The 18143-nt window shown below is 55.2% G+C and carries 18 protein-coding genes; 15 read left to right on the top strand and 3 right to left on the bottom strand.

The annotated features are described in order from the left end of the window. Positions 1-17 precede the first annotated feature (17 nt). From mch to fae (A7976_RS01815), 10 genes are all read left to right on the top strand, one after another. Entirely contained in the window at positions 18-1001 is a 984-nt protein-coding gene (gene mch / locus A7976_RS01860) for a methenyltetrahydromethanopterin cyclohydrolase (protein WP_067106192.1), read from the top strand. Continuing rightward, positions 961-1926 (top strand): RimK family alpha-L-glutamate ligase, encoded by a 966-nt coding sequence (locus tag A7976_RS01855; RefSeq protein WP_371440595.1) that lies wholly within the window; start codon positions 961-963, stop codon positions 1924-1926. Before mch ends, A7976_RS01855 begins: the two co-directional genes overlap by 41 nt. Further along, entirely contained in the window at positions 1923-2777 is an 855-nt protein-coding gene (locus A7976_RS01850) for a triphosphoribosyl-dephospho-CoA synthase (RefSeq protein ID WP_067106190.1), read from the top strand. The genes A7976_RS01855 and A7976_RS01850 overlap by 4 nt, the downstream gene beginning before the upstream one ends. Positions 2778-2872: 95 nt before the next feature. Beyond that, positions 2873-3826, top strand: a complete 954-nt coding sequence (gene tal / locus A7976_RS01845) for a transaldolase (protein ID WP_067106189.1) — start codon at positions 2873-2875, stop codon at positions 3824-3826. A 143-nt stretch (positions 3827-3969) separates the two neighbouring features. Further along, positions 3970-4614 carry a 3-hexulose-6-phosphate synthase gene (gene hxlA / locus A7976_RS01840; protein ID WP_067106187.1) on the top strand — a complete coding sequence of 215 codons (645 nt, stop codon included), beginning with the start codon at positions 3970-3972 and terminating at the stop codon, positions 4612-4614. Positions 4615-4684: 70 nt separating this feature from the next. Then, positions 4685-5329 (top strand): 3-hexulose-6-phosphate synthase, encoded by a 645-nt coding sequence (hxlA, locus tag A7976_RS01835; protein ID WP_067106185.1) that lies wholly within the window; start codon positions 4685-4687, stop codon positions 5327-5329. A gap of 124 nt (positions 5330-5453) precedes the next feature. Beyond that, positions 5454-5993 carry a 6-phospho-3-hexuloisomerase gene (gene hxlB, locus A7976_RS01830; protein ID WP_067106183.1) on the top strand — a complete coding sequence of 180 codons (540 nt, stop codon included), beginning with the start codon at positions 5454-5456 and terminating at the stop codon, positions 5991-5993. Between the two features lie 310 nt (positions 5994-6303). Further along, positions 6304-6876, top strand: a complete 573-nt coding sequence (locus tag A7976_RS01825) for a group 1 truncated hemoglobin (protein ID WP_082877923.1) — start codon at positions 6304-6306, stop codon at positions 6874-6876. Positions 6877-7094: 218 nt separating this feature from the next. Beyond that, the gene (gene fae, locus A7976_RS01820; RefSeq protein WP_067106180.1) at positions 7095-7634 is read left to right on the top strand and encodes a formaldehyde-activating enzyme; all 540 of its coding nucleotides are present in this window, start codon (positions 7095-7097) and stop codon (positions 7632-7634) included. An 80-nt stretch (positions 7635-7714) separates the two neighbouring features. Further along, positions 7715-8350 carry a formaldehyde-activating enzyme gene (fae, locus tag A7976_RS01815; protein WP_082877922.1) on the top strand — a complete coding sequence of 212 codons (636 nt, stop codon included), beginning with the start codon at positions 7715-7717 and terminating at the stop codon, positions 8348-8350. A gap of 48 nt (positions 8351-8398) precedes the next feature. On the opposite strand, the gene A7976_RS01810 is transcribed toward fae (A7976_RS01815), so the two are convergent. After that, entirely contained in the window at positions 8399-9100 is a 702-nt protein-coding gene (locus A7976_RS01810) for a HisA/HisF-related TIM barrel protein (RefSeq protein WP_067106178.1), read from the bottom strand. On the opposite strand from A7976_RS01810, the gene A7976_RS01805 reads away from it, so the two are divergent. Genes A7976_RS01805 through A7976_RS01785 form a run of 5 tightly spaced genes read left to right on the top strand, consistent with a single transcriptional unit; the run spans position 9101 to position 13496 of the window. Beyond that, on the top strand, positions 9101-10093 hold the full coding sequence (locus tag A7976_RS01805) for an ATP-grasp domain-containing protein (protein ID WP_082877921.1): 993 nt from the start codon (positions 9101-9103) through the stop codon (positions 10091-10093). It begins immediately after the preceding gene. Beyond that, the gene (locus tag A7976_RS01800) at positions 10086-11138 is read left to right on the top strand and encodes a hydantoinase/oxoprolinase family protein (protein ID WP_067106174.1); all 1053 of its coding nucleotides are present in this window, start codon (positions 10086-10088) and stop codon (positions 11136-11138) included. Before A7976_RS01805 ends, A7976_RS01800 begins: the two co-directional genes overlap by 8 nt. Beyond that, positions 11129-12514 (top strand): aminodeoxychorismate synthase component I, encoded by a 1386-nt coding sequence (gene pabB / locus A7976_RS01795; RefSeq protein ID WP_067106172.1) that lies wholly within the window; start codon positions 11129-11131, stop codon positions 12512-12514. The genes A7976_RS01800 and pabB overlap by 10 nt, the downstream gene beginning before the upstream one ends. After that, complete coding sequence (locus A7976_RS01790) at positions 12501-13106, top strand: hypothetical protein (RefSeq protein WP_067106170.1); 606 nt, start codon at positions 12501-12503, stop codon at positions 13104-13106. Before pabB ends, A7976_RS01790 begins: the two co-directional genes overlap by 14 nt. A 12-nt stretch (positions 13107-13118) precedes the next feature. Continuing rightward, a complete protein-coding gene (locus A7976_RS01785) occupies positions 13119-13496 on the top strand; it encodes a 4a-hydroxytetrahydrobiopterin dehydratase (protein ID WP_067106168.1) in 378 nt (125 codons plus the stop codon). Here the strand turns inward: A7976_RS01785 and A7976_RS01780 are convergent. Next, a complete protein-coding gene (locus A7976_RS01780) occupies positions 13474-14934 on the bottom strand; it encodes a diguanylate cyclase domain-containing protein (protein ID WP_240483764.1) in 1461 nt (486 codons plus the stop codon). The two genes, A7976_RS01785 and A7976_RS01780, sit on opposite strands and share 23 nt — an antisense overlap. A gap of 94 nt (positions 14935-15028) precedes the next feature. Further along, on the bottom strand, positions 15029-18136 hold the full coding sequence (locus tag A7976_RS01775; RefSeq protein WP_067106164.1) for an efflux RND transporter permease subunit: 3108 nt from the start codon (positions 18134-18136) through the stop codon (positions 15029-15031). Positions 18137-18143: the final 7 nt, after the last annotated feature.

Raw genomic sequence — 18143 nt, 5'->3', positions numbered from 1 at the left:
CGGAATATGGATTACAAATGAACGAGAGCAAACTCGATACCGGCAACTGGCCTAGCGTTAATGCATTGACGGCACCCTTGGTGGCCAATCTGTTGGCAAATGCCAAATCACTGCGTCTAAGCGTGGAAAAGCATCCCAGTGGCGCGACGATAATCGATGCAGGCATCAAGGTAGCCGGCGGACTTGAAGCCGGTCGACTGATTACGGAAATCTGCATGGGTGGCCTGGGCCGCGTATCCTTGCATTCGAATCCGTCCTTTCCGCACTGGCCATGGCAACTGTCGGTCCATTCCTGCAATCCCATTCTGTCTTGCCTGGGCAGCCAATACGCTGGCTGGAGCCTGGCGCATGAAAAGTTCTTTTCGCTTGGCTCCGGCCCGGGCCGCGCCATGGCTGGCCGTGAAGAGTTGTACAAGGAACTGAATTACAAGGATCAGGCGGAGTCCGCTTGCCTGGTATTGGAGAGCGAAAAGGCTCCTCCGCAGGAAGTGATTGAAAAGATTGCGCGCGATACCGGTTTGAGTCCGGATAAACTCACCTTCATCCTGACCCCGACGCGCAGTCTGGCGGGTGCGGTACAGATTGTCGGCCGCGTACTGGAAGTGGCAATGCACAAGATTCATACCCTTCATTTTCCGCTGGAAAACGTCGTCGACGGCATGGCGAGCGCTCCGGTGCCGCCGCCTTCTCCCGACTTCCTGACCGGCATGGGACGTACCAACGACGCCATTCTGTTTGGCGGCCATGCGCATGTGTTCGTTACCGGCAGCGACGATGATGCAGCCAAGCTGGCGAAGGAACTGCCGAGCAGCGCTTCACGCGATTACGGCCGTCCCTTCGCCGAAGTGTTCAAGAGCGTCAACATGGATTTCTACAAAATCGACCCGATGCTGTTCAGCCCGGCGGCCGTGACCGTTACTGCAGTCGAGTCCGGCAAGAGCTTCACCGGCGGCAAGCTGGATGCAGCGCTGCTCGATCAATCCTTCGGTTATTCCGCCTAAGTTGAATCGCCGCATCCCGGTCTTTACCGACGATCCCGGCTGGCATGGCAAGCGCCTCAAGGAAGCGTTTGCCGCGCGTGGCCGGGAAGCAGTATTCGTTTCCCTCAAGGATTGTCATCTTGAGTTGATGCAAGGCCGTCCGGGCGTGCACATTCCCGGCTTCGAGGATGGCTTGCCGGATGGCGCCTTTGTGCGCGGCGTGCCTGGCGGCACATTGCAACAGGTCATCGTACGTCTCGATGTACTCCATGCGTTGAAAATGCTGGGGGTAGTCGTATACAACGATGGCCGCGCTGTTGAACGTACTGTCGATAAGGCGATGACCAGCTTTCTGCTACATCACCACCATGTGCCAACGCCGCCTACCTGGGTGTGCGAATCGCGCGAGCATGCTCACAGTGTGATTCTGCGTGAAACGATGGCGGGGCGATCCCTGGTAATCAAACCCTTGTTCGGATCTCAAGGCCAGGGAGTGCGCCTGCTGACACGGGAGTCACCATTCCCGGTGCCAATGGAAGAGCACGTCGATGGTCTTTATTATCTACAGCATTATGTGGATAGCGGCGAGGGCGCATGGCATGACCACCGTGTATTCATTATTGATGGCCAGGTGGCAGGGGCCATGGTGCGGCACGGTAGCAGTTGGGTGAATAATGTCGCACAGGGCGGCCGCTGCGAGTTTCTGGCGCCTGATGGCGATGTGGCGGAGCTGGCTCTGGCTGCCGCTCGCGCTGTCGATATCGATTACTGCGGTGTGGATGTGATACGCGACAGGCAGGACAGGCTTTACGTGCTCGAAGTCAATAGCATTCCGGCCTGGAAAGGGCTGCAAGGTGTCGTCGATCATGATGTTGCTCAGACCCTGGTAGATGATTTTCTTTCCAAGATCAGCGATGCGCAAAGCATTCTCGCCATTGCCTCATGAGTCTCAGTCAAACTGAACTTTCATCGCAGCTTGCCGCGGTATTCAAGACTGCCTGCCTGTCCGAACTTGAAGCGCTGAAGCCGGGAAACGTGCACATTTTTGCCGATGGTCATGGCATGGTGGTGCAGGATTTCATTCACAGTGCAGAAGCTGCATCGCAGGAAATTGCCAAGCCGGGATTGACGGTCGGGCAGCGTATTTTTTATGCGGTCGAATCGACGTGGCTGGCGGTGGGGTGCAATACCAACCTTGGAATCATCCTGTTATCGGCTCCGTTGATTCATGCAGCATTCAAAAGCCCTCAAATTGCCTTGAGGGGGCGGTTGAAGGAGGTGTTGCAGGAGTTGACTGTCGAGGATGCAGCGATGGCTTATCGTGCGATTCTTCAGGCGTCGCCTGCCGGCCTGGGAGCAAGTGCACAGCATGACGTGCATGGCGTGCCCGATGTTTCGCTGCTGGACGCAATGCGAGAGGCGGCGGCTCGTGACAGGATCGCGCTGCAGTATGCGAACAACTACGAAGATGTATACCGTGGCGCGGAAGTTTACAAAAATGCCTATCAGCAATGGGGCCGGGCAGGTTGGGCAACGACAGTCCTCTATCTGGATTTTCTGGCGGAAATCAGTGACACCCATCTACTTCGAAAATATGGGGAAGAGGTTGCACGACAGGTGCGCGACGAAGCTGCGCACCATCGCAAGCTGTTGCTTGAGCAGGAAAATCCAAAGAAATATCAAAGGCCTTTGCTTGAATTTGACCGCGATCTCAAGTCCCGGGGATTGAATCCCGGGACGAGTGCGGACCTGACGGTGGCGAGCCTGCTGCTGTTCGAGTTGGAAAAAATGGGGTGACTGATTTCGCTTGCTCGTAGTAATATCCCCAGTTCACGAAATTCAACAACAAGATTTTCAGTTTTTCGCAATTACAAATTCCCAAGGAGAAACCCATGGCAAGTTTGCTCGAACAATTGAAGGCTATGACCACCATCGTCGCCGATACTGGTGACGTGGAAGCGATCAAGAGCGTCAAGCCTGTCGATGCGACCACCAATCCATCCCTGCTGCTGAAGGCGAGCACTATGCCGCAATATGCGCACCTGATCGATGAGTCCATCGCATACGCCAAGGCGCAAGGCGGCAGCAAAGAAGCACAAATCGAAAACGCCGCTGACAAGCTGGCTGTACTGATCGGCATTGAAATCTCCAAGGTTGTTCCGGGCCGTATCTCCACCGAAGTTGATGCGCGTCTGTCCTTCAATATCGACAAGATGCTCGCCAAGGGTCGCAAGCTGATCAAACTGTACGAAGAAGCCGGTGTCGGCAAGGATCGCGTGCTGATCAAGCTGGCTTCCACCTGGGAAGGCATCAAGGCTGGTGAACAACTGGAAAAGGAAGGCATCAACTGCAACCTGACCCTGCTGTTCGGTTTCGGCCAGGCACGTGCCTGTGCAGAAGCAGGTGTGTTCCTGATCTCCCCGTTCGTCGGCCGTATCCTCGACTGGTACAAGGCCAAGAATCCAGGCACCGAATACACCCAGGAAACCGACCCGGGTGTGGTTTCCGTGCGTAACATCTACGCCTACTACAAGGAAAACGGCTACAAGACCGTGGTCATGGGCGCTTCTTTCCGTAACACCGGCGAATTGATCGCTCTGGCTGGCTGCGACCGCCTGACCGTATCCCCGAACCTGCTGCAGGATCTGGCTGCTACCGAAGGCACGCTGACCCAGGTGCTGAAAGATAACGGTGCCACCAAGACTCCGTCGGCCAAGATGACGGAAGAAGAGTTCCGTTTCGCGCTGAACGAAGATGCCATGGCCACCGAAAAGCTGGCTGAAGGTATCCGCGGATTCGTCGTTGACCAGATTAAGCTGGAAAAAGCTCTGGCAGAAAAGCTCTAATCAGAGGATATTTTTTACGGACAAGCCAACCGGAGTTAGTCCGGTTGGCTAGACGTCTGTTTTTTTTCCAATCGGCACTATAGAATGCTGTTGGAGTTTTTGATAAAAAATATTTATCCTATATACCTTTTCGGAGGAACACCATGGCAAAACCATTAATTCAGGTCGCATTGGATTCATTGGATTATGAACAAACGCTGGCGCTTGCCCGTCAGGCTGCTCCTTATGTCGACATTATCGAAATCGGTACGCCTTGCCTCAAGGTCAACGGTCTCGCGCTGGTGAAGGCCATCAAGGCGGCACATCCGGACAAGCTGTTGTTTGTCGATCTGAAAACGATGGATGCCGGTTACTACGAAGCGGAACCATTCTTCAAGGCTGGTGCCGATATCACGACCGTTCTGGGCACTGCTGATCTCGGTACCATCAAGGGAGTGGTCGACGTGGCCAATGCTTATGGCAAACAGGCGCAGGTCGACCTGATCAACGTTGAGGACAAGGCAACCCGTGCAACCGAAGCTGCAAAGCTGGGCGCGCACATTATCGGCATCCATACCGGAATCGACCAGCAACTGGCTGGCCAGACCCCGTTTGCCGATCTGGCGGCGCTGGTCGCCTTGGGTCTGAACGTCAAGGTTTCCGTGGCTGGCGGTATCAAGCAAGCTACGGTGCAGCAAGTCGTCAAGGCTGGTCCGGATATCGTTGTGATCGGAGGTGCGATCACCGGTTCCCCCGCAGCAGAGTTGGCTTCCCGCGAGATTCGCGAGTTGGTCGACGCAGCTGCTTAAGCCCAGGGATTTGTAATTTATTCATCAACCTGCAACACAATCATAACCTTATCAATTAGAGGATAACATCATGGCACAACCATTAGTTCAAATGGCACTGGATTCCCTGGATTTCGATCAAACCGTAGCGCTGGCAGAGAAAGTTGCTCCGCACGTTGACATCCTGGAAATCGGCACTCCCTGTATCAAGCACAACGGCATCAACCTGCTGAAGACGCTGCGCGCCAAGTTCCCGAACAACAAGATCCTGGTCGATCTGAAGACCATGGACGCTGGTTACTACGAAGCTGAGCCGTTCTACAAGGCCGGCGCAGACATCTGCACCGTTCTTGGCACTGCAGACATCGGTACCATCAAGGGTGTGATCGATGTTGCCAACGCATACGGCAAGGAAGCTCAAGTTGACCTGATTAACGTTGCTGACAAGGGCCAACGCACCAAGGAAGTGGCTGCTCTGGGCGCTCACATCATCGGCGTGCATACCGGTCTGGATCAACAAGCTGCTGGTCAAACTCCGTTCGTCGACCTGGGTCTGGTTGCCAGCCTCGGCCTGAACGTGAAGGTTTCCGTCGCTGGCGGCATCAAGCCCGCAACCGTTCAGCAAGTTGTCAAGGCAGGTGCTAGCATCGTGGTTGCTGGCGCTGCCATCTACGGCGCTGCTGATCCGGCTGCTGCTGCTGCTGAGATCACTGGTCTGGCACGTTCCGCTGCTTAAGCGATAACGTAAGCAAAATATCCACCACTTCGGTTCAGTTCTGATCCGACTTGGTGGATTTTCTATTTATAGCGCTCACTTTCTCTTTGTGGGGAGTGATTGATGATTCGATAGGGTGAATATCATGCATCAGGAACTTATCCTAAATAAAATTTCCAATGTTCTTCAGGCTACCGACGACAGCCTCGTCGACAAGATTGTCGAGATCGTAGACAAAGCCAATCGTATTTTCATCACCGGCGCAGGCCGCTCCGGTCTGGTTTCGCGTTTCTTCGCAATGCGACTGATGCACAGCGGCTATAAGGTATACATGGTTGGCGAGATTGTTACGCCCAGTATCCAAGCTGGCGATCTGTTTATCGTGATTTCCGGCTCCGGCGGTACTGAAACCTTGCTGCCGCTGGTCAAGAAGGCTAAATCGATTGGCGCGCAAGTGGCCGTGATCTCCATGAAGAGCAAATCACCGATGGCTGAATTGGCCGATCTGGTTTGCCCGATGGGTAGCGGTAACGAAAACAGCTTCGGCATTGTTCACGGCATGCCAATGGGTACTGTATTTGAATTGTCTACGCTGGTTTTCTTGGAGGCAATCGTCTCCAAGATCGTGCACGACAAGGGTCTGACGGAAGAAGGTATGCGTGCAATTCACGCAAATCTGGAGTAATTTTCTGCTGGTTCGCGTTTGTAGCAGCAAGGGCCTGGTTCAGATTAAGGACTAGGCCCTTTTTGTTTTAATAAGGCTGGTTTAAAGCTTAATGAATGCTTGGCTTTGCTTGTCGACCTCTTTGTGTATATTATTAATCCTGACCAGTCGTGAAATGGTTGACTGGATGAGTATGAATCAAATAGTGCGCATGATAATTGCGCCTCGGAAGTTCCTTTAAACCTAGTGACGCCGCTTGTTGAACCTGTAATACATGCGGGAGTGGTTTTGTTTGGAAAATCCTGAAGTTTTTTTATATAGGAGGCGGAGCATGGACAAGGTGATTGCATTTGCAAACAAAGATAATGTGAGCCGGTTAAGTCTCGCAAAGACCGAATCAAAAACCAGCAGTTATTCAGACCGGGCTAATGTCAGCCGGTTGAGCCTGGCTAGCGGGGCATCTACTGCGAGCCCTTATTCCGGCCGCGTAAATGTGAGTCGTCTGGGCAGTATAAAAACCGATGCTTTTGTCAGGAACGCCAGCCTGTTCAGTCGCATTGGCGGTGATGCTGCTGTTTCCTCGATTGTTCGGGGATTTTACGGCAAGGCCCTGGTTGACCCGCGCATCAGGAAATATTTCGATTTTGATACGGCGGCTGAGATGGAAACCCAAATCAAGATGCAGATTGCCTTTATTTCTGCTGCGCTTGGAGGATCTGCCTTTGAGGGGATGGATATGCGCAAGGCGCGTACCCACTTGGCAACGCTGGGTCTTGGCGCATCTCATTTCGACGCAGTATCAGAAAATCTTGGTGCTGTTCTCCGCGGTCAGAACATGCCGCATCCGCTGATCGAAGAGTTGGAAAAATTCTGCGAGAGTGTTCGGACGGACGTATTGGGCTAAACCGGATTTAAGTCCGGCAGAAAATATCGGGAATAAGCAGCCTTTTATTTATTGTCCGAGTATAATGCGCGGAAATTATTGCACTGCCTTCTTTGGCAGTGCATTGACTGATGTGCGGGGCACTCAGTCTTGTGCCATTTATTTGAATTTGTAGCAATGTATTTAATTTGGCACGTATCCGCCCCAATATCGTTTCCGATTTGAATAAGGAGAAAAGAATGGCAGTAATCGATCGCGTTCTGGTAGGCGAAGCCCTCGTCATTGACAACCGTCCTGACGGCAGCGGGCTGGATCTGCTGAACGTCGCCCACATCGACCTCATCATGGGTCCGCGTGGTTCCGCGGCGGAAGAAGCTTTCTGCCGCACCCTGACCGACCAGAAGCAAGGCGTCAACGGCCTGTTGGCCGTGGTGGCTCCCAATCTGATGGCGAAGCCGGCGACCGTGATGTTCAACAAGGTCACCATCAAGAACGGCAAGCAGGCGGTGCAGATGTTCGGCCCGGCGCAGCGCGGCGTATCGATGGCGGTGATGGATTGCGTCGCCGACGGCACGATCCCGCTGGAAGAAGCGGACGACGTGTTCATCTGCGTGGGCGTGTTCATCGACCACAAGGCGGACATCGACGAGCGCATCCAGGAATGGAACTACCAGGCGACCAAGCAGGCGATCAAGAGCGCTGTCGCTCGCGAGCCCAAGGCCAAGGACGTGGTAGCGCAGTACAAGCAATCCGCTCACCCGTTCGCAGCAAAGAACTAAAGTTGTATTAGCCGCTCCTGGCACTATGCCTCGGAGCGGCTAAGTTCTGACTGATAAAAAGACCAAGCAGGGGTTAAAGTATGTCTATTCTGGATAAAATTTTTGGATTGTTCGGTAGCGGTAAAGACGCTTCCCCAGCCCCCGTCGCAACTCCCGTAGCAAAAAATTCTGGCGGTCGCGTCATTGACCGCGTACTGGTGGGCGAGGCTCTTGTCATTGACAGCCGTCCTGACGGCAGCGGGCTGGATTTACTGAATGTCGCCCACATTGATTTGATTATCGGTCCTCGTGGTAGCGCAGCGGAGCGGGCATTTACCCGTACCGTGACCAATCAGCGAGAAGGTGTTAATGGCCTGTTGGCGGTGGTGGCTCCCAACCTGATGGCGAAGCCGGCGACGGTGATGTTCAACAAGGTCACCATCAAGAACGGCAAGCAGGCGGTGCAGATGTTCGGTCCGGCACAGCGCGGCGTATCGATGGCGGTGATGGATTGCGTCGCCGACGGCACGATCCCGGCGAACGAGGCTGACGATGTGTTCATCTGCGTGGGCGTGTTTATCGACCATAAGGCAGACATCGACGAGCGCATCCAGGACTGGAACTACCAGGCGACCAAGCAGGCGATCAAGAGCGCTGTTGCTTGCGAGCCCAAGGCTGCCGATGTCGTGCGCATGTACAAGGATCCGACGAACGCTCATCCTTTCCAGGCGAAGTAAGAGACTTCATCGGATCGATCAAGAGCCCGGAATTCGTTCCGGGCTTTTTTACGCCATGAGTTCGGCGATCATGGGTGCGTCGATTTTCCCATCATGCAGCGTGCTGGCAATCAGGGCGCCGGCGGCTCCCAGCGCGTGCAGTCCCTTCAGATCGTTGATGCTCCGAATGCCTCCGGCGGCGTAGATTTTACGTTGCACACCGGTTGCGACCAATCCGGCAATTTTCTCGAAATCAGGTCCTTCGTAACTGCCAACTCTTGCCAGGGTCATGCAGATTAACTCCTTCGGCCAATATTCGGGCTGTATGAGCGCTTTGGGACCCAGCAATCCGTTGCCATTGAAATCGAGAGAAAGTATCGGCCTGGCTATTGCAAGGTTTGATAGCAGGTGCGTGTACTGCGCGGTGTTTTTCAGCACTTCACTACCGATGATGCACCGAATAGTCGCTGTATCCAGATAGGACCATGCGTTTGCGTCAATTATGCCGGTATCCAGCCAGAAGTCGATATGAGGGAAATGATGCTGTAGTTTTCTTACCTCCGCAGCATTGTCTCCCATGCCCTGGATTGCATTCAGATCGGCAATGTAGAGGGTTTTGAATGGGTATAATTCGATCAGCGCACGCATTATTTCGAGCGGCTCGCAGGAGTCGCACAATTGCGAAAGAATTGGCAAATAGCGATCCCGCTCGCCGCGTTGGGCGCGCACGACTTTTCCATGTAAAAGATCAATAACCGGAATAATTTCCACGTGAAAATTTTCGTCTGTGAATTCGTAACTGGCGGAGGATTATACCGCGAGCCATTGCCCGCTTCCCTGGCGCAAGAGGGTGGGCTCATGCTGGAGGCTTTGTTAAGCGATCTTGCCGAATTATCCGGTATCGAACTGCTGACTACTCGTGACTCTCGATTACCGCCTTTGAATAGCCGAGTCACTGTGATCAGTGTGACTCCCGAACAGAATGTTGAAGAGGTTTGGGCGGCTTGCCTTAAGCAATCCGACGCCTTTTGGCCAGTTGCGCCGGAAAGCGGCGGAATTCTGGCGCAGCTGAGCGATCTCGCCATTGCTGAAAACAAAATTTTGCTAAACAGCGGACCCTCGGCAGTGAGGCTGGCCGCGAGCAAGCTGGCAACAAATATCAAGCTTGCAGACGCTGGCCTTTTAATCGTGCCCACATTTCTTGCGAAAGAGTGGCAGTCGGCAGGAGAGGGTCCGTGGGTGGCAAAGCCTGACGATGGAATCGGATGCGAGGATAGTCGAGTTTTTCATGCGAGCGACGCAATGTTGGCGTGGCTGGCCATGGGAGATCGCTGGCAGTCGCATGTGGTCCAGCCTCTGGTTACAGGAACTCCGGCCAGCATTTCCATGCTATCCAGGAATGGCAATGCGATCTTGCTTAGCTGCAATCGGCAGTTGATCGAAATGCTAGATGACCGGTTTCATTATCACGGCAGTTTATTGAATGGCATGCAGGAGTACTGGAGCGATTTCGATGTAATCGCGCAGGTAGTGGCAAAAGCAATGCCCGAGCTGGCGGGATATGCCGGAGTCGACGTGCTTGTCGCTGAGGGGCAGATTTTTGTGCTCGAAGTTAACCCTCGCTTGACGACATCCTATGCGGGCTTGCATCGCGCCATGGGGAGCAATCCGGCGCGGCTGGTAGTCGACTTGATCTATAATGGCGACTTTCGACCCCCTCCCGTCATCGAACGCAATATCGTGGAAGTCCGCCTTAATGAATAACAATCCGACATTAGGCTGGGATCTGGGCGGCGCGCACCTCAAAGCCGTGCTGGTGCAGGGTGATGGTCGTGTGCTGCAGGTATTGCAGCAACCATGTCCCTTGTGGCGCGGTATCGACAAGCTCGAACAAGCTATCGCGAATGTCATGTCTTCATTGCCGACCGTGCCGCAGCGCCATGCGATCACCATGACCGGCGAATTGGCCGATATTTTCCCTAGCCGCGATATCGGAGTTGCGCTCTTGGCGGAATGCATGAGCCGCAGCCTTCAAAATAAGGATGTGCGCATATATGCGGGCCCTTCCGGATTCGTCGCGGCGAACTCCGTGCAAGCACATAAACAATCCATTGCTTCGGCCAACTGGCATGCAAGTGCTGCATTTATTGCAGCCAAGATAGGCGATGGATTGCTGGCCGATATCGGTAGCACGACGGCCGATCTGATCATGCTTCATCACGGCAAGCCTGCTGCGCTTGGCTACTCGGACGCCGAGCGCTTGCAAAGCGAGGAGATGGTTTATACCGGCGCCATTCGCACGCCTGTCATGGCCGTGGCGCAGCAATTGCCATTTGCTGGCGAATGGCAGCGCCTGGCGGCGGAGCATTTTGCTACGATGGCTGATGTTTACCGGCTGACCGGCGAGCTACCGGAATGCTACGACATGGCGGATACGGCCGATGGTGCAGGCAAGACCGAAGTGGACAGCGCCCGGCGCCTTGCACGCATGGCGGGGCGTGATCTGGAAGATGCCCCCATGGCGCAGTGGCGTCGGCTGGCGCATGCCGTGCGATCTCGGCAACTGCAGATTTTGCAGGCAGCATTGGAGCGCCAATTGTCGCGGGACTTGTTGCCTGAGGGGGCTCCCATTGTCGGAGCCGGTGCCGGCCGGTTTCTGGCGCGCGAGCTGGCACGCATCATGAATCGCAATTACGTCGATGCCGCAGAGTTGATCCCTGCCGCCAACGGGTCGTCCGAGTGGGCTGGCGTATGTCTTCCCGCCTATGCAGTGGCCTGGCTTGGCGTTCAGGAGGCAGCATGGCATTGATGCTGGCCGAGTTGCCTTACCGCGCGGATAGCGCGGCTCTGTTTTCCCGTATCGCTCATCGCCCATGGGCCGTGTATCTCGATAGTGGCTGGCCGGGCAGTCATTACGGCAGATACGATATTTTTTCCTCGGATCCGTTTATTACCCTGACTACGTCCGGCGAGCGCACGGAAGTACAAGAGCAAAATACTACGCAGATTTCCGAGGCGGACCCGTTTTCCGTTCTTAAGGAAACCCTCGGACGTTTCACGCACGAAAATTCTACGCTGCCGTTTTCTGGAGGTGCCATCGGTTATTTCGCATACGATGCGGCGCGGCGCCTGGAAATCCTTGCCGAGCATGCCCTGAATGCCGAAAACATACCCGAAATGGCTATCGGCATTTACGATTGGGCTGTCGTGGTCGACCACCATGCAGGCCGTGCCTGGCTGGCAGGGCAAGGGCTCGATGCGCGAACCAAGGCTGAATGGCCCGCATTGCTGGCTTTGTTCAGCGAAGAGGCGGAGCCGCATGACGAAACATTCCATGTGATGGGTCCGGTAACCTCCAATATGGATCAGGCGAGCTATGCCGTTGCCTTTGACCGCATCAAGAATTACATCGACGCCGGTGATTGTTATCAAGTCAATCTGGCTCAACGATTTTCCGCGCAGGCAGAGGGCGATCCCTGGGCGGCCTACCGCCAATTGCGGCAATTCAGCCCGGCGCCGTTCTCGGCCTATCTGAACACGCCGCAAGCGCAGATACTTTCCGCCTCACCGGAGCGCTTCCTGCGCGTCCTGGATCGCCAGGTTGAAACCAAACCGATCAAGGGCACTCGTCCGCGTGCTACGGATCCGGTGCAGGATCGCGCATATGCCGAGGCGCTGCAATCCAGTGCAAAGGACAAGGCCGAGAATGTGATGATCGTCGATTTGCTGCGCAACGATATCGGCAAGAATTGCGCGATTGGCTCGGTACACGCCGACCGACTGTTTGAGTTGGAAAGCTTTGCCAATGTGCATCATCTTGTCAGCACCGTGACCGGTACATTGGCTGCGGATAGAGGCGCGATAGACTTGCTGAGAGGATGTTTCCCCGGTGGCTCGATTACCGGTGCGCCCAAGCTGCGCGCGATGGAAATCATTGAGGAGTTGGAGCCGAACAGGCGTGGCGTGTATTGCGGCGCTATCGGCTATATCGGTTTCGATGGCAACATGGATACCAATATCGCCATTCGCACGGCGGTATACTCAAAAGGCATAATACGTTTCTGGGCTGGCGGCGGAATCGTTGCCGATTCGGAGATGCAGAAGGAATATCGCGAAACGCTGGACAAAGCCTCGGGCATGCTGCAACTGATGGAATATTTAAGGGGGGCGGATGTGGGTCGTTAAGCTTGGCGGCAGCTTGCTGGGTACGCCTGAACTGAATGAATGGCTATCTATTCTGGCCGAGCATAGCGATGGGCGCATCGTGATCGTGCCGGGAGGCGGCGCATTTGCGGATGCCGTGCGCGACCATCAGGCTGCCGGTGGATACGACAACGTCGCTGCGCACCATATGGCGCTGCTTGCGATGGAACAATATGGGCTTGTATTCAAATCCCTCCAGCCTACGCTCGCGATGGCGGCTTCTGAACTGGAGATCGCCGAGCGGTCATGGCAGCATCGTGCCATTGTCTGGTTACCCAGCCAGATGGTGCTCGCTGAGGAAGGCATTCCCCCAAGCTGGGATGTGACGTCTGACAGTCTGGCAGCATGGTTGGCAAGAAAGATCGGGGCAGACCGGCTGGTACTGGTCAAGCACGAGTGTGTCGTTGAACAACCGGTTCCGGTTCATCGTCTCATGGATGCGGGCGTACTGGATGCCGCATTCGAAAAGTTTGCTTCAGGATTAAGTTGTCCCATACATATTGTCGGCAAATCCAGATATGCGGAATTTGCCGCAGCCTGGGTCGGCGGACCGATACCCGAAAGAGCTATTTAAGAGGAGTGCACGATGGAAAAAACGGCAGAACGCGTCTATAGCGAAGAAGAAATCCAGCAGAAACTGGCGAGCGAGTTACCGCACTGGTATTTCGAGAATGGCTGGATACGCCGCAAATTCAAGACCAGCGGCTGGAAAGGCACGCTGATGGTCGTCAATACGGTAGGCCACTTGGCCGAGGCAGCCTGGCATCACCCCGACCTGACGGTCTCGTATGCGTTTGTCATCGTCAAGCTGTCTACGCACACGGCCAAAGGCATTACCGATAAGGATTTCACCCTGGCCAGAAAAATCGAGGAAGTCATTCAATGGCAGCCAAGTCAGGAAGGTGGCGCGCTGGAAGGGACTCCTAACGATGATCCGCGTTTCAAATATCTGAAATACGACTGAGGTCCTGCTGCGCGTCCGTATAAAAAGCGAAATGGCAGGTGCTGTTTCGTTTTGCCGCATACATGGCCTGATCCGCCCTGCGCAGCAGAATTTTCTCGTCATCGCCGTCACTGGGGTAGAGGCTGACGCCTATGCTGGCGGCGGGGAAGAGCATGACCCCTTCCGTGATGAATACCTTGCGTAGCGTTTCGAGCAGATGCGTGATCACCACGATGCAGTCTTCCTGGCCGGACACCGAGGTCAGCAGGATACCGAATTCATCTCCGCCGAATCGCGAGACGGTATCCTCTTCGCGCAGGCAACTGCGCAGGCGGACGGCTACTTCCCTTAGCAACTGGTCCCCGATATGGTGCCCGTGGTTGTCGTTGACCTGCTTGAATTTGTTCAGATCGACGAACAGGACCGCGAGCTTTACGTCTCGTCTGCGAGCGGACAGGATATTTTGGTTCAGCCTATCATCGAACAGCAAGCGGTTAGGCAGGCCGGTAAGCGCATCGTGATAGGCCAGTTGGCTTAAGGTATTTTCCAGCTGCCGTTGTTGCGTGACATCCGCGACTGTTTTGAGGTGCATTCTGACATTGTCCAGCATCAACTCACGATGCTGCGACTCGGCCTGAAACAGGGAGCCGTCCTGGCGTCGGCCATACAGAATATTTTCCTGTAGAAACAAAAACCTGCTTTCCGACATGCCTATCATGTCCGTGGCATCGTAACCAAACAGCATCCCCGCGGATTGATTGGCAGCATGCACAATCCCGTCCCCGTCGTAAACCAGTATGCCGGCGTTGATTTGGTGAATAACGTGGTTGAGCGTTTCCTTGTGTTTGCTGGTTTTCCTGAGTTGGCGTTGCATCATCAGGATGATCTGGATGAAGCTGAAAACGGCCAGGGAAAATGTCACGATTTGCAGCATGCGGATGCGCGAGGTTTTGGTAATAGCGCTTTCTTCCAGCGCAGTCGTCAATGAATTCATCAATTCCAGTAGTGCGAGATTTTTCGTGTTCGCGAGCGCAATAGCCGAATTGATTTTTTCTTGGGCCATGAGCTCGGGGTCGCTCAGCAAGGCTTGCACCCGGTCGCGATATGGATTCCAGATTTGCTCGGCTTCATTGATCAGGGCCTGCGCGGGGCCGCCACGGATCGCCGCGATTTTTACCGGCAGTCCGTCGCCGCCGACCGTTACTCCGCCTCGATGCAGACTGTGCAGGGTCGAATCGAACAGGGTAAAGGTCAGGCGCAACTCGGTCAGTGCTTCCGCGCGATGCTGCTGATCGACCGTACGATCCAGGTTTAGCAATGCTTTTACCATGCGCTGCGAAAGCATGCGCTGGCGACCGGCAAGATTAATTGTGATCGCGTTCTCGGCAATCTGGTAAGAGAGCCAGTACGTTGTTGCGAGCACTGCCAGGTCCAGAAGCAGAAAGAGCCCGATAGCCATGTAAAGCAGTCGGGAGCGATCGCGATTTTTTTTGGGCAGGAATTCCACACCTGTAGCCTAGCAACAGGCATGCCAAATCAATCAGTTATCGCAGCTATCCTTGCTGCTGGCGCTCGAACTTTCCAAAATGCAGCATGATGGTGGGGAGAATCAGCAGGTTCAGGATGGTGGAGGTGACCAAGCCGCCTACGATAATAGTCGCCATCGGGCCTTCGATTTCCCGTCCCGGTTGCCCGCTGCCCGCGGCGAGCGGCAACAGGCCCAGCGATGTCACCAGAGCGGTCATGAGTATCGACGGCAGGCGTTCGGATGCTCCGCGCAAAGCTGTCTCCAGCCCCCATTCCATTCCTTCCTCGTCCACCAGATGCTGATAGTGTGAAACCAGCATAATGGAGTTGCGCAGGGTGATGCCGAACAGCGTGACGAAGCCGACCAGCGAACCGAGCGATATCCACCCGCCGGTAAACATGGCGGCGAGTACGCCCCCAATGAGTGCAAAAGGCAGGTTGGCGAAGGTAAGCAGCAAATTGCGTAGCCGGCCGAAAGCGATATACAGCATCAGAAAAATGCCCACGCCGGCGAGCAGGGAGTGGACGATCAAATCTTCTCGCGATTGCGCCTGTGCCTCGGCCTCGCCTGTGAATTCGGGATAATTGCCTGGGGCAAAGGCGACCTCGCTGCGAATGCGTGCCTTCAGTTCGTCGGAAAAGCTTCCGATGTCCCGGTTTACCACATTGCTGGTAACCGTCTGGATACGCTTTGCGCCCGCATGGAGAATTTTCGAGCGGCCATTCTCCTGGCGAATATCGGCAATATCCTTCAAATGAAGGATGCGGCCTTCGGGGTTCTTTAATGGCAGGTTACCGACTTGCAGGATGTTGCCGCGCGCCTTGGGCGACAGAACCACATCGACCCCGATGATGCGGCTACCTTCAAAAGACTGTGCAACCTGTATCCCCTCATAAGCGGCGCGTATGCTATCCAGCACATCGAGCGGGCGCATGCCCCATTGCGCGACGCGTTCCGGACGCAGCCGTATGACCAGTTGCGGAGTCCCCGGTGGCGATTGCACTTGCACGTCGGCGGCACCAGGCATGCTCGCCAGTATGCCGGCAACAGCACGCGCATCGCGGTCGAGCGCATCCAGATCCTGCCCGTAAATATTGACCACCATCGCCGCGGCATAGCCGGAAATGGTTTCCTCGATACGTTCGGTAAGGAAGGTATTGATCGCAAAGTTCACTCCGGGAAAGCCGTTTCCTTCTTCGCCGCCTGCCAGGGTTTCGCGGATTTCATGCAGGATGCGCGACTGCTCTTCGCCCGACAGCGTACCGATTTCCACTTCGAATTCACTGTAGTGCGTGCCAAAGGTATCTGCGCCGTTCTGCGCGCGCCCAACCCACTGCGCGACGGATTGAATCCCATCGATTTTTGCCAGGGTCGCGGCGACACGCTCGCCTATGCGCAGGGATTCCTTCTCGGAAGTGCCGGGCACCGCCGTCATGTGAAGGATGAAATGGCCTTCGTTCAGGTTGGGAATGAACTGGCTCTTGAATAGCGGCAGGATGCCGATGCCCATTGCAACCAGCAGCATCACGATTCCCACGGTCATTTTGTAATGCTTTTCAATGCCGCGCAGCGTGCGTATATACCAGCGCTTGATCACGCGAATCAGCGGAGGGTCTTCGCTTTCGAGCCGGGCATTCCCCAGCATCAGATAGCACAGCGCAGGCGTCAGTGTCAGCGCCACCACCAGCGAGGCCATGATTGCGCTGATGTAGGCAAAACCCAGCGGGGCAAACATTTTGCCGGCGACGCCGGAAAGCGTGAGCAAAGGCAGGAAGACCATCACGACGATGAACGTTGCGTAAACGACGGAACTGCGCACTTCCATGGAAGCATCGAATACCACTCGATAGAGCGGTCGAGGGGTCGACAGCAGCCGGTTTTCCCGCAAACGCCGGAAAATGTTTTCGGTATCGATGATGGCATCGTCCACCACTTCGCCGAGTGCAATCGCAAGCCCGCCCAGCACCATGATATTGAGGCCGATGCCAAAGTATTCGAGCACGATGATGGCCGTCAGCAACGAAAGCGGAATTGCCGTGGCGGAGATGAAGGCAGTACGTGCGTTGAACAAGAACAGGAACAGCACGGTAATGACCAGTACCGAACCTATGAGTATGTCGGTTTGTACGCCATCCACGGCGGTTTCGATGAAGTTCGCAGGACGGAAGAGGCGCGGGAAAAGTTTTACCTGCTCAGTGGCGAGGGTGGGCTCGAGTTCGCGCAGCGCTTTCTCGACGGCTTCGGTGACGGCTTTGGTATTGGCTCCGAGTTGCCCTTGCACGGAGAGATAGACGCCAGGCTTTCCGTTGACGGCCGCAGCGCTGATCGACGGGGCTGCACCTTCCACGACCCGGGCGATATCGCCCAGTCGTATCGTTTGGCCATTGCGGTGCACTACGGGCATTTGTGCCAGGTGCGCAGGCGTCAGCGCCTGTCCTTCGCTATTGATAACGATGCGCTGGTTGCTGTTTTCGATATAACCTGCGCCGCGCACGCCCGTGGCGCGACTTGCGGCTTCCAGAACCTCCTGCAGCGAGAGGTTGTAATGGATAAGCTTGTCAGGTTCAACCTGAATCTGGAATTGCCGAACGTCGCCGCCGAATACGTTGACGTCGGCAACACCGTTCACCGCCAGCAGGTGTGGCCGTATCGTCCAGTCGACCAGCGTGCGCAACTCCATCAGCGAGCGTTTTTCCGAGGTGAGGCCTGCCCCCAATACCGTGCTGGCGGAAGAAGTCAGGGGTGTGATATTGGGAATGATGCCTTGCGGCAGTTGGCCGCTCAGCGTACCCAGGCGCTCCGCAACCGCCTGGCGATTGCGGTAAATATCGGTGCCTTCCTTGAAAATGATAGTCACCACCGATAGTCCCGGCATGGACTGCGAGCGCATCATATCGATGCCGACGGTCCCGGCGATACTGTTTTCAATGGGTTGGGTTACCAGAACTTCCACCAGTTCTGCGGACAAGCCTGGGGATTCGGTCTGAATGACCACCTGCGTTGGCGAAAACTCCGGAAATACGTCGAGATTGGCTTGGGTCAGGCTATATAAACCATAAATGATCGCCAGGCTGGCGAGTCCGATGATGACGCCGTAAAAGCGTATCGAGAAACGTACGATGGCCGACATCATGGTTGAC

It is taken from the genome of Methylobacillus sp. MM3 (genome assembly GCF_001645185.1).
GTDB lineage: Bacteria > Pseudomonadota > Gammaproteobacteria > Burkholderiales > Methylophilaceae > MM2.
Note: the sequence above shows the minus strand (reverse complement) of the source record. Positions and strands in the feature narration are given on the sequence as shown.

Coding starts and splice junctions, on each gene's coding strand:
- mch (WP_067106192.1), top strand. CDS start 18: ATGAACGAGAGCAAACTCGATACCGGCAACTGGCCTAGCGTTAATGCA.
- A7976_RS01855 (WP_371440595.1), top strand. CDS start 961: ATGCAGCGCTGCTCGATCAATCCTTCGGTTATTCCGCCTAAGTTGAAT.
- A7976_RS01850 (WP_067106190.1), top strand. CDS start 1,923: ATGAGTCTCAGTCAAACTGAACTTTCATCGCAGCTTGCCGCGGTATTC.
- tal (WP_067106189.1), top strand. CDS start 2,873: ATGGCAAGTTTGCTCGAACAATTGAAGGCTATGACCACCATCGTCGCC.
- hxlA (WP_067106187.1), top strand. CDS start 3,970: ATGGCAAAACCATTAATTCAGGTCGCATTGGATTCATTGGATTATGAA.
- hxlA (WP_067106185.1), top strand. CDS start 4,685: ATGGCACAACCATTAGTTCAAATGGCACTGGATTCCCTGGATTTCGAT.
- hxlB (WP_067106183.1), top strand. CDS start 5,454: ATGCATCAGGAACTTATCCTAAATAAAATTTCCAATGTTCTTCAGGCT.
- A7976_RS01825 (WP_082877923.1), top strand. CDS start 6,304: ATGGACAAGGTGATTGCATTTGCAAACAAAGATAATGTGAGCCGGTTA.
- fae (WP_067106180.1), top strand. CDS start 7,095: ATGGCAGTAATCGATCGCGTTCTGGTAGGCGAAGCCCTCGTCATTGAC.
- fae (WP_082877922.1), top strand. CDS start 7,715: ATGTCTATTCTGGATAAAATTTTTGGATTGTTCGGTAGCGGTAAAGAC.
- A7976_RS01800 (WP_067106174.1), top strand. CDS start 10,086: ATGAATAACAATCCGACATTAGGCTGGGATCTGGGCGGCGCGCACCTC.
- pabB (WP_067106172.1), top strand. CDS start 11,129: ATGGCATTGATGCTGGCCGAGTTGCCTTACCGCGCGGATAGCGCGGCT.
- A7976_RS01790 (WP_067106170.1), top strand. CDS start 12,501: ATGTGGGTCGTTAAGCTTGGCGGCAGCTTGCTGGGTACGCCTGAACTG.
- A7976_RS01785 (WP_067106168.1), top strand. CDS start 13,119: ATGGAAAAAACGGCAGAACGCGTCTATAGCGAAGAAGAAATCCAGCAG.
- A7976_RS01780 (WP_240483764.1), bottom strand. CDS start 14,934: ATGGCTATCGGGCTCTTTCTGCTTCTGGACCTGGCAGTGCTCGCAACA.
- A7976_RS01775 (WP_067106164.1), bottom strand. CDS start 18,136: ATGATGTCGGCCATCGTACGTTTCTCGATACGCTTTTACGGCGTCATC.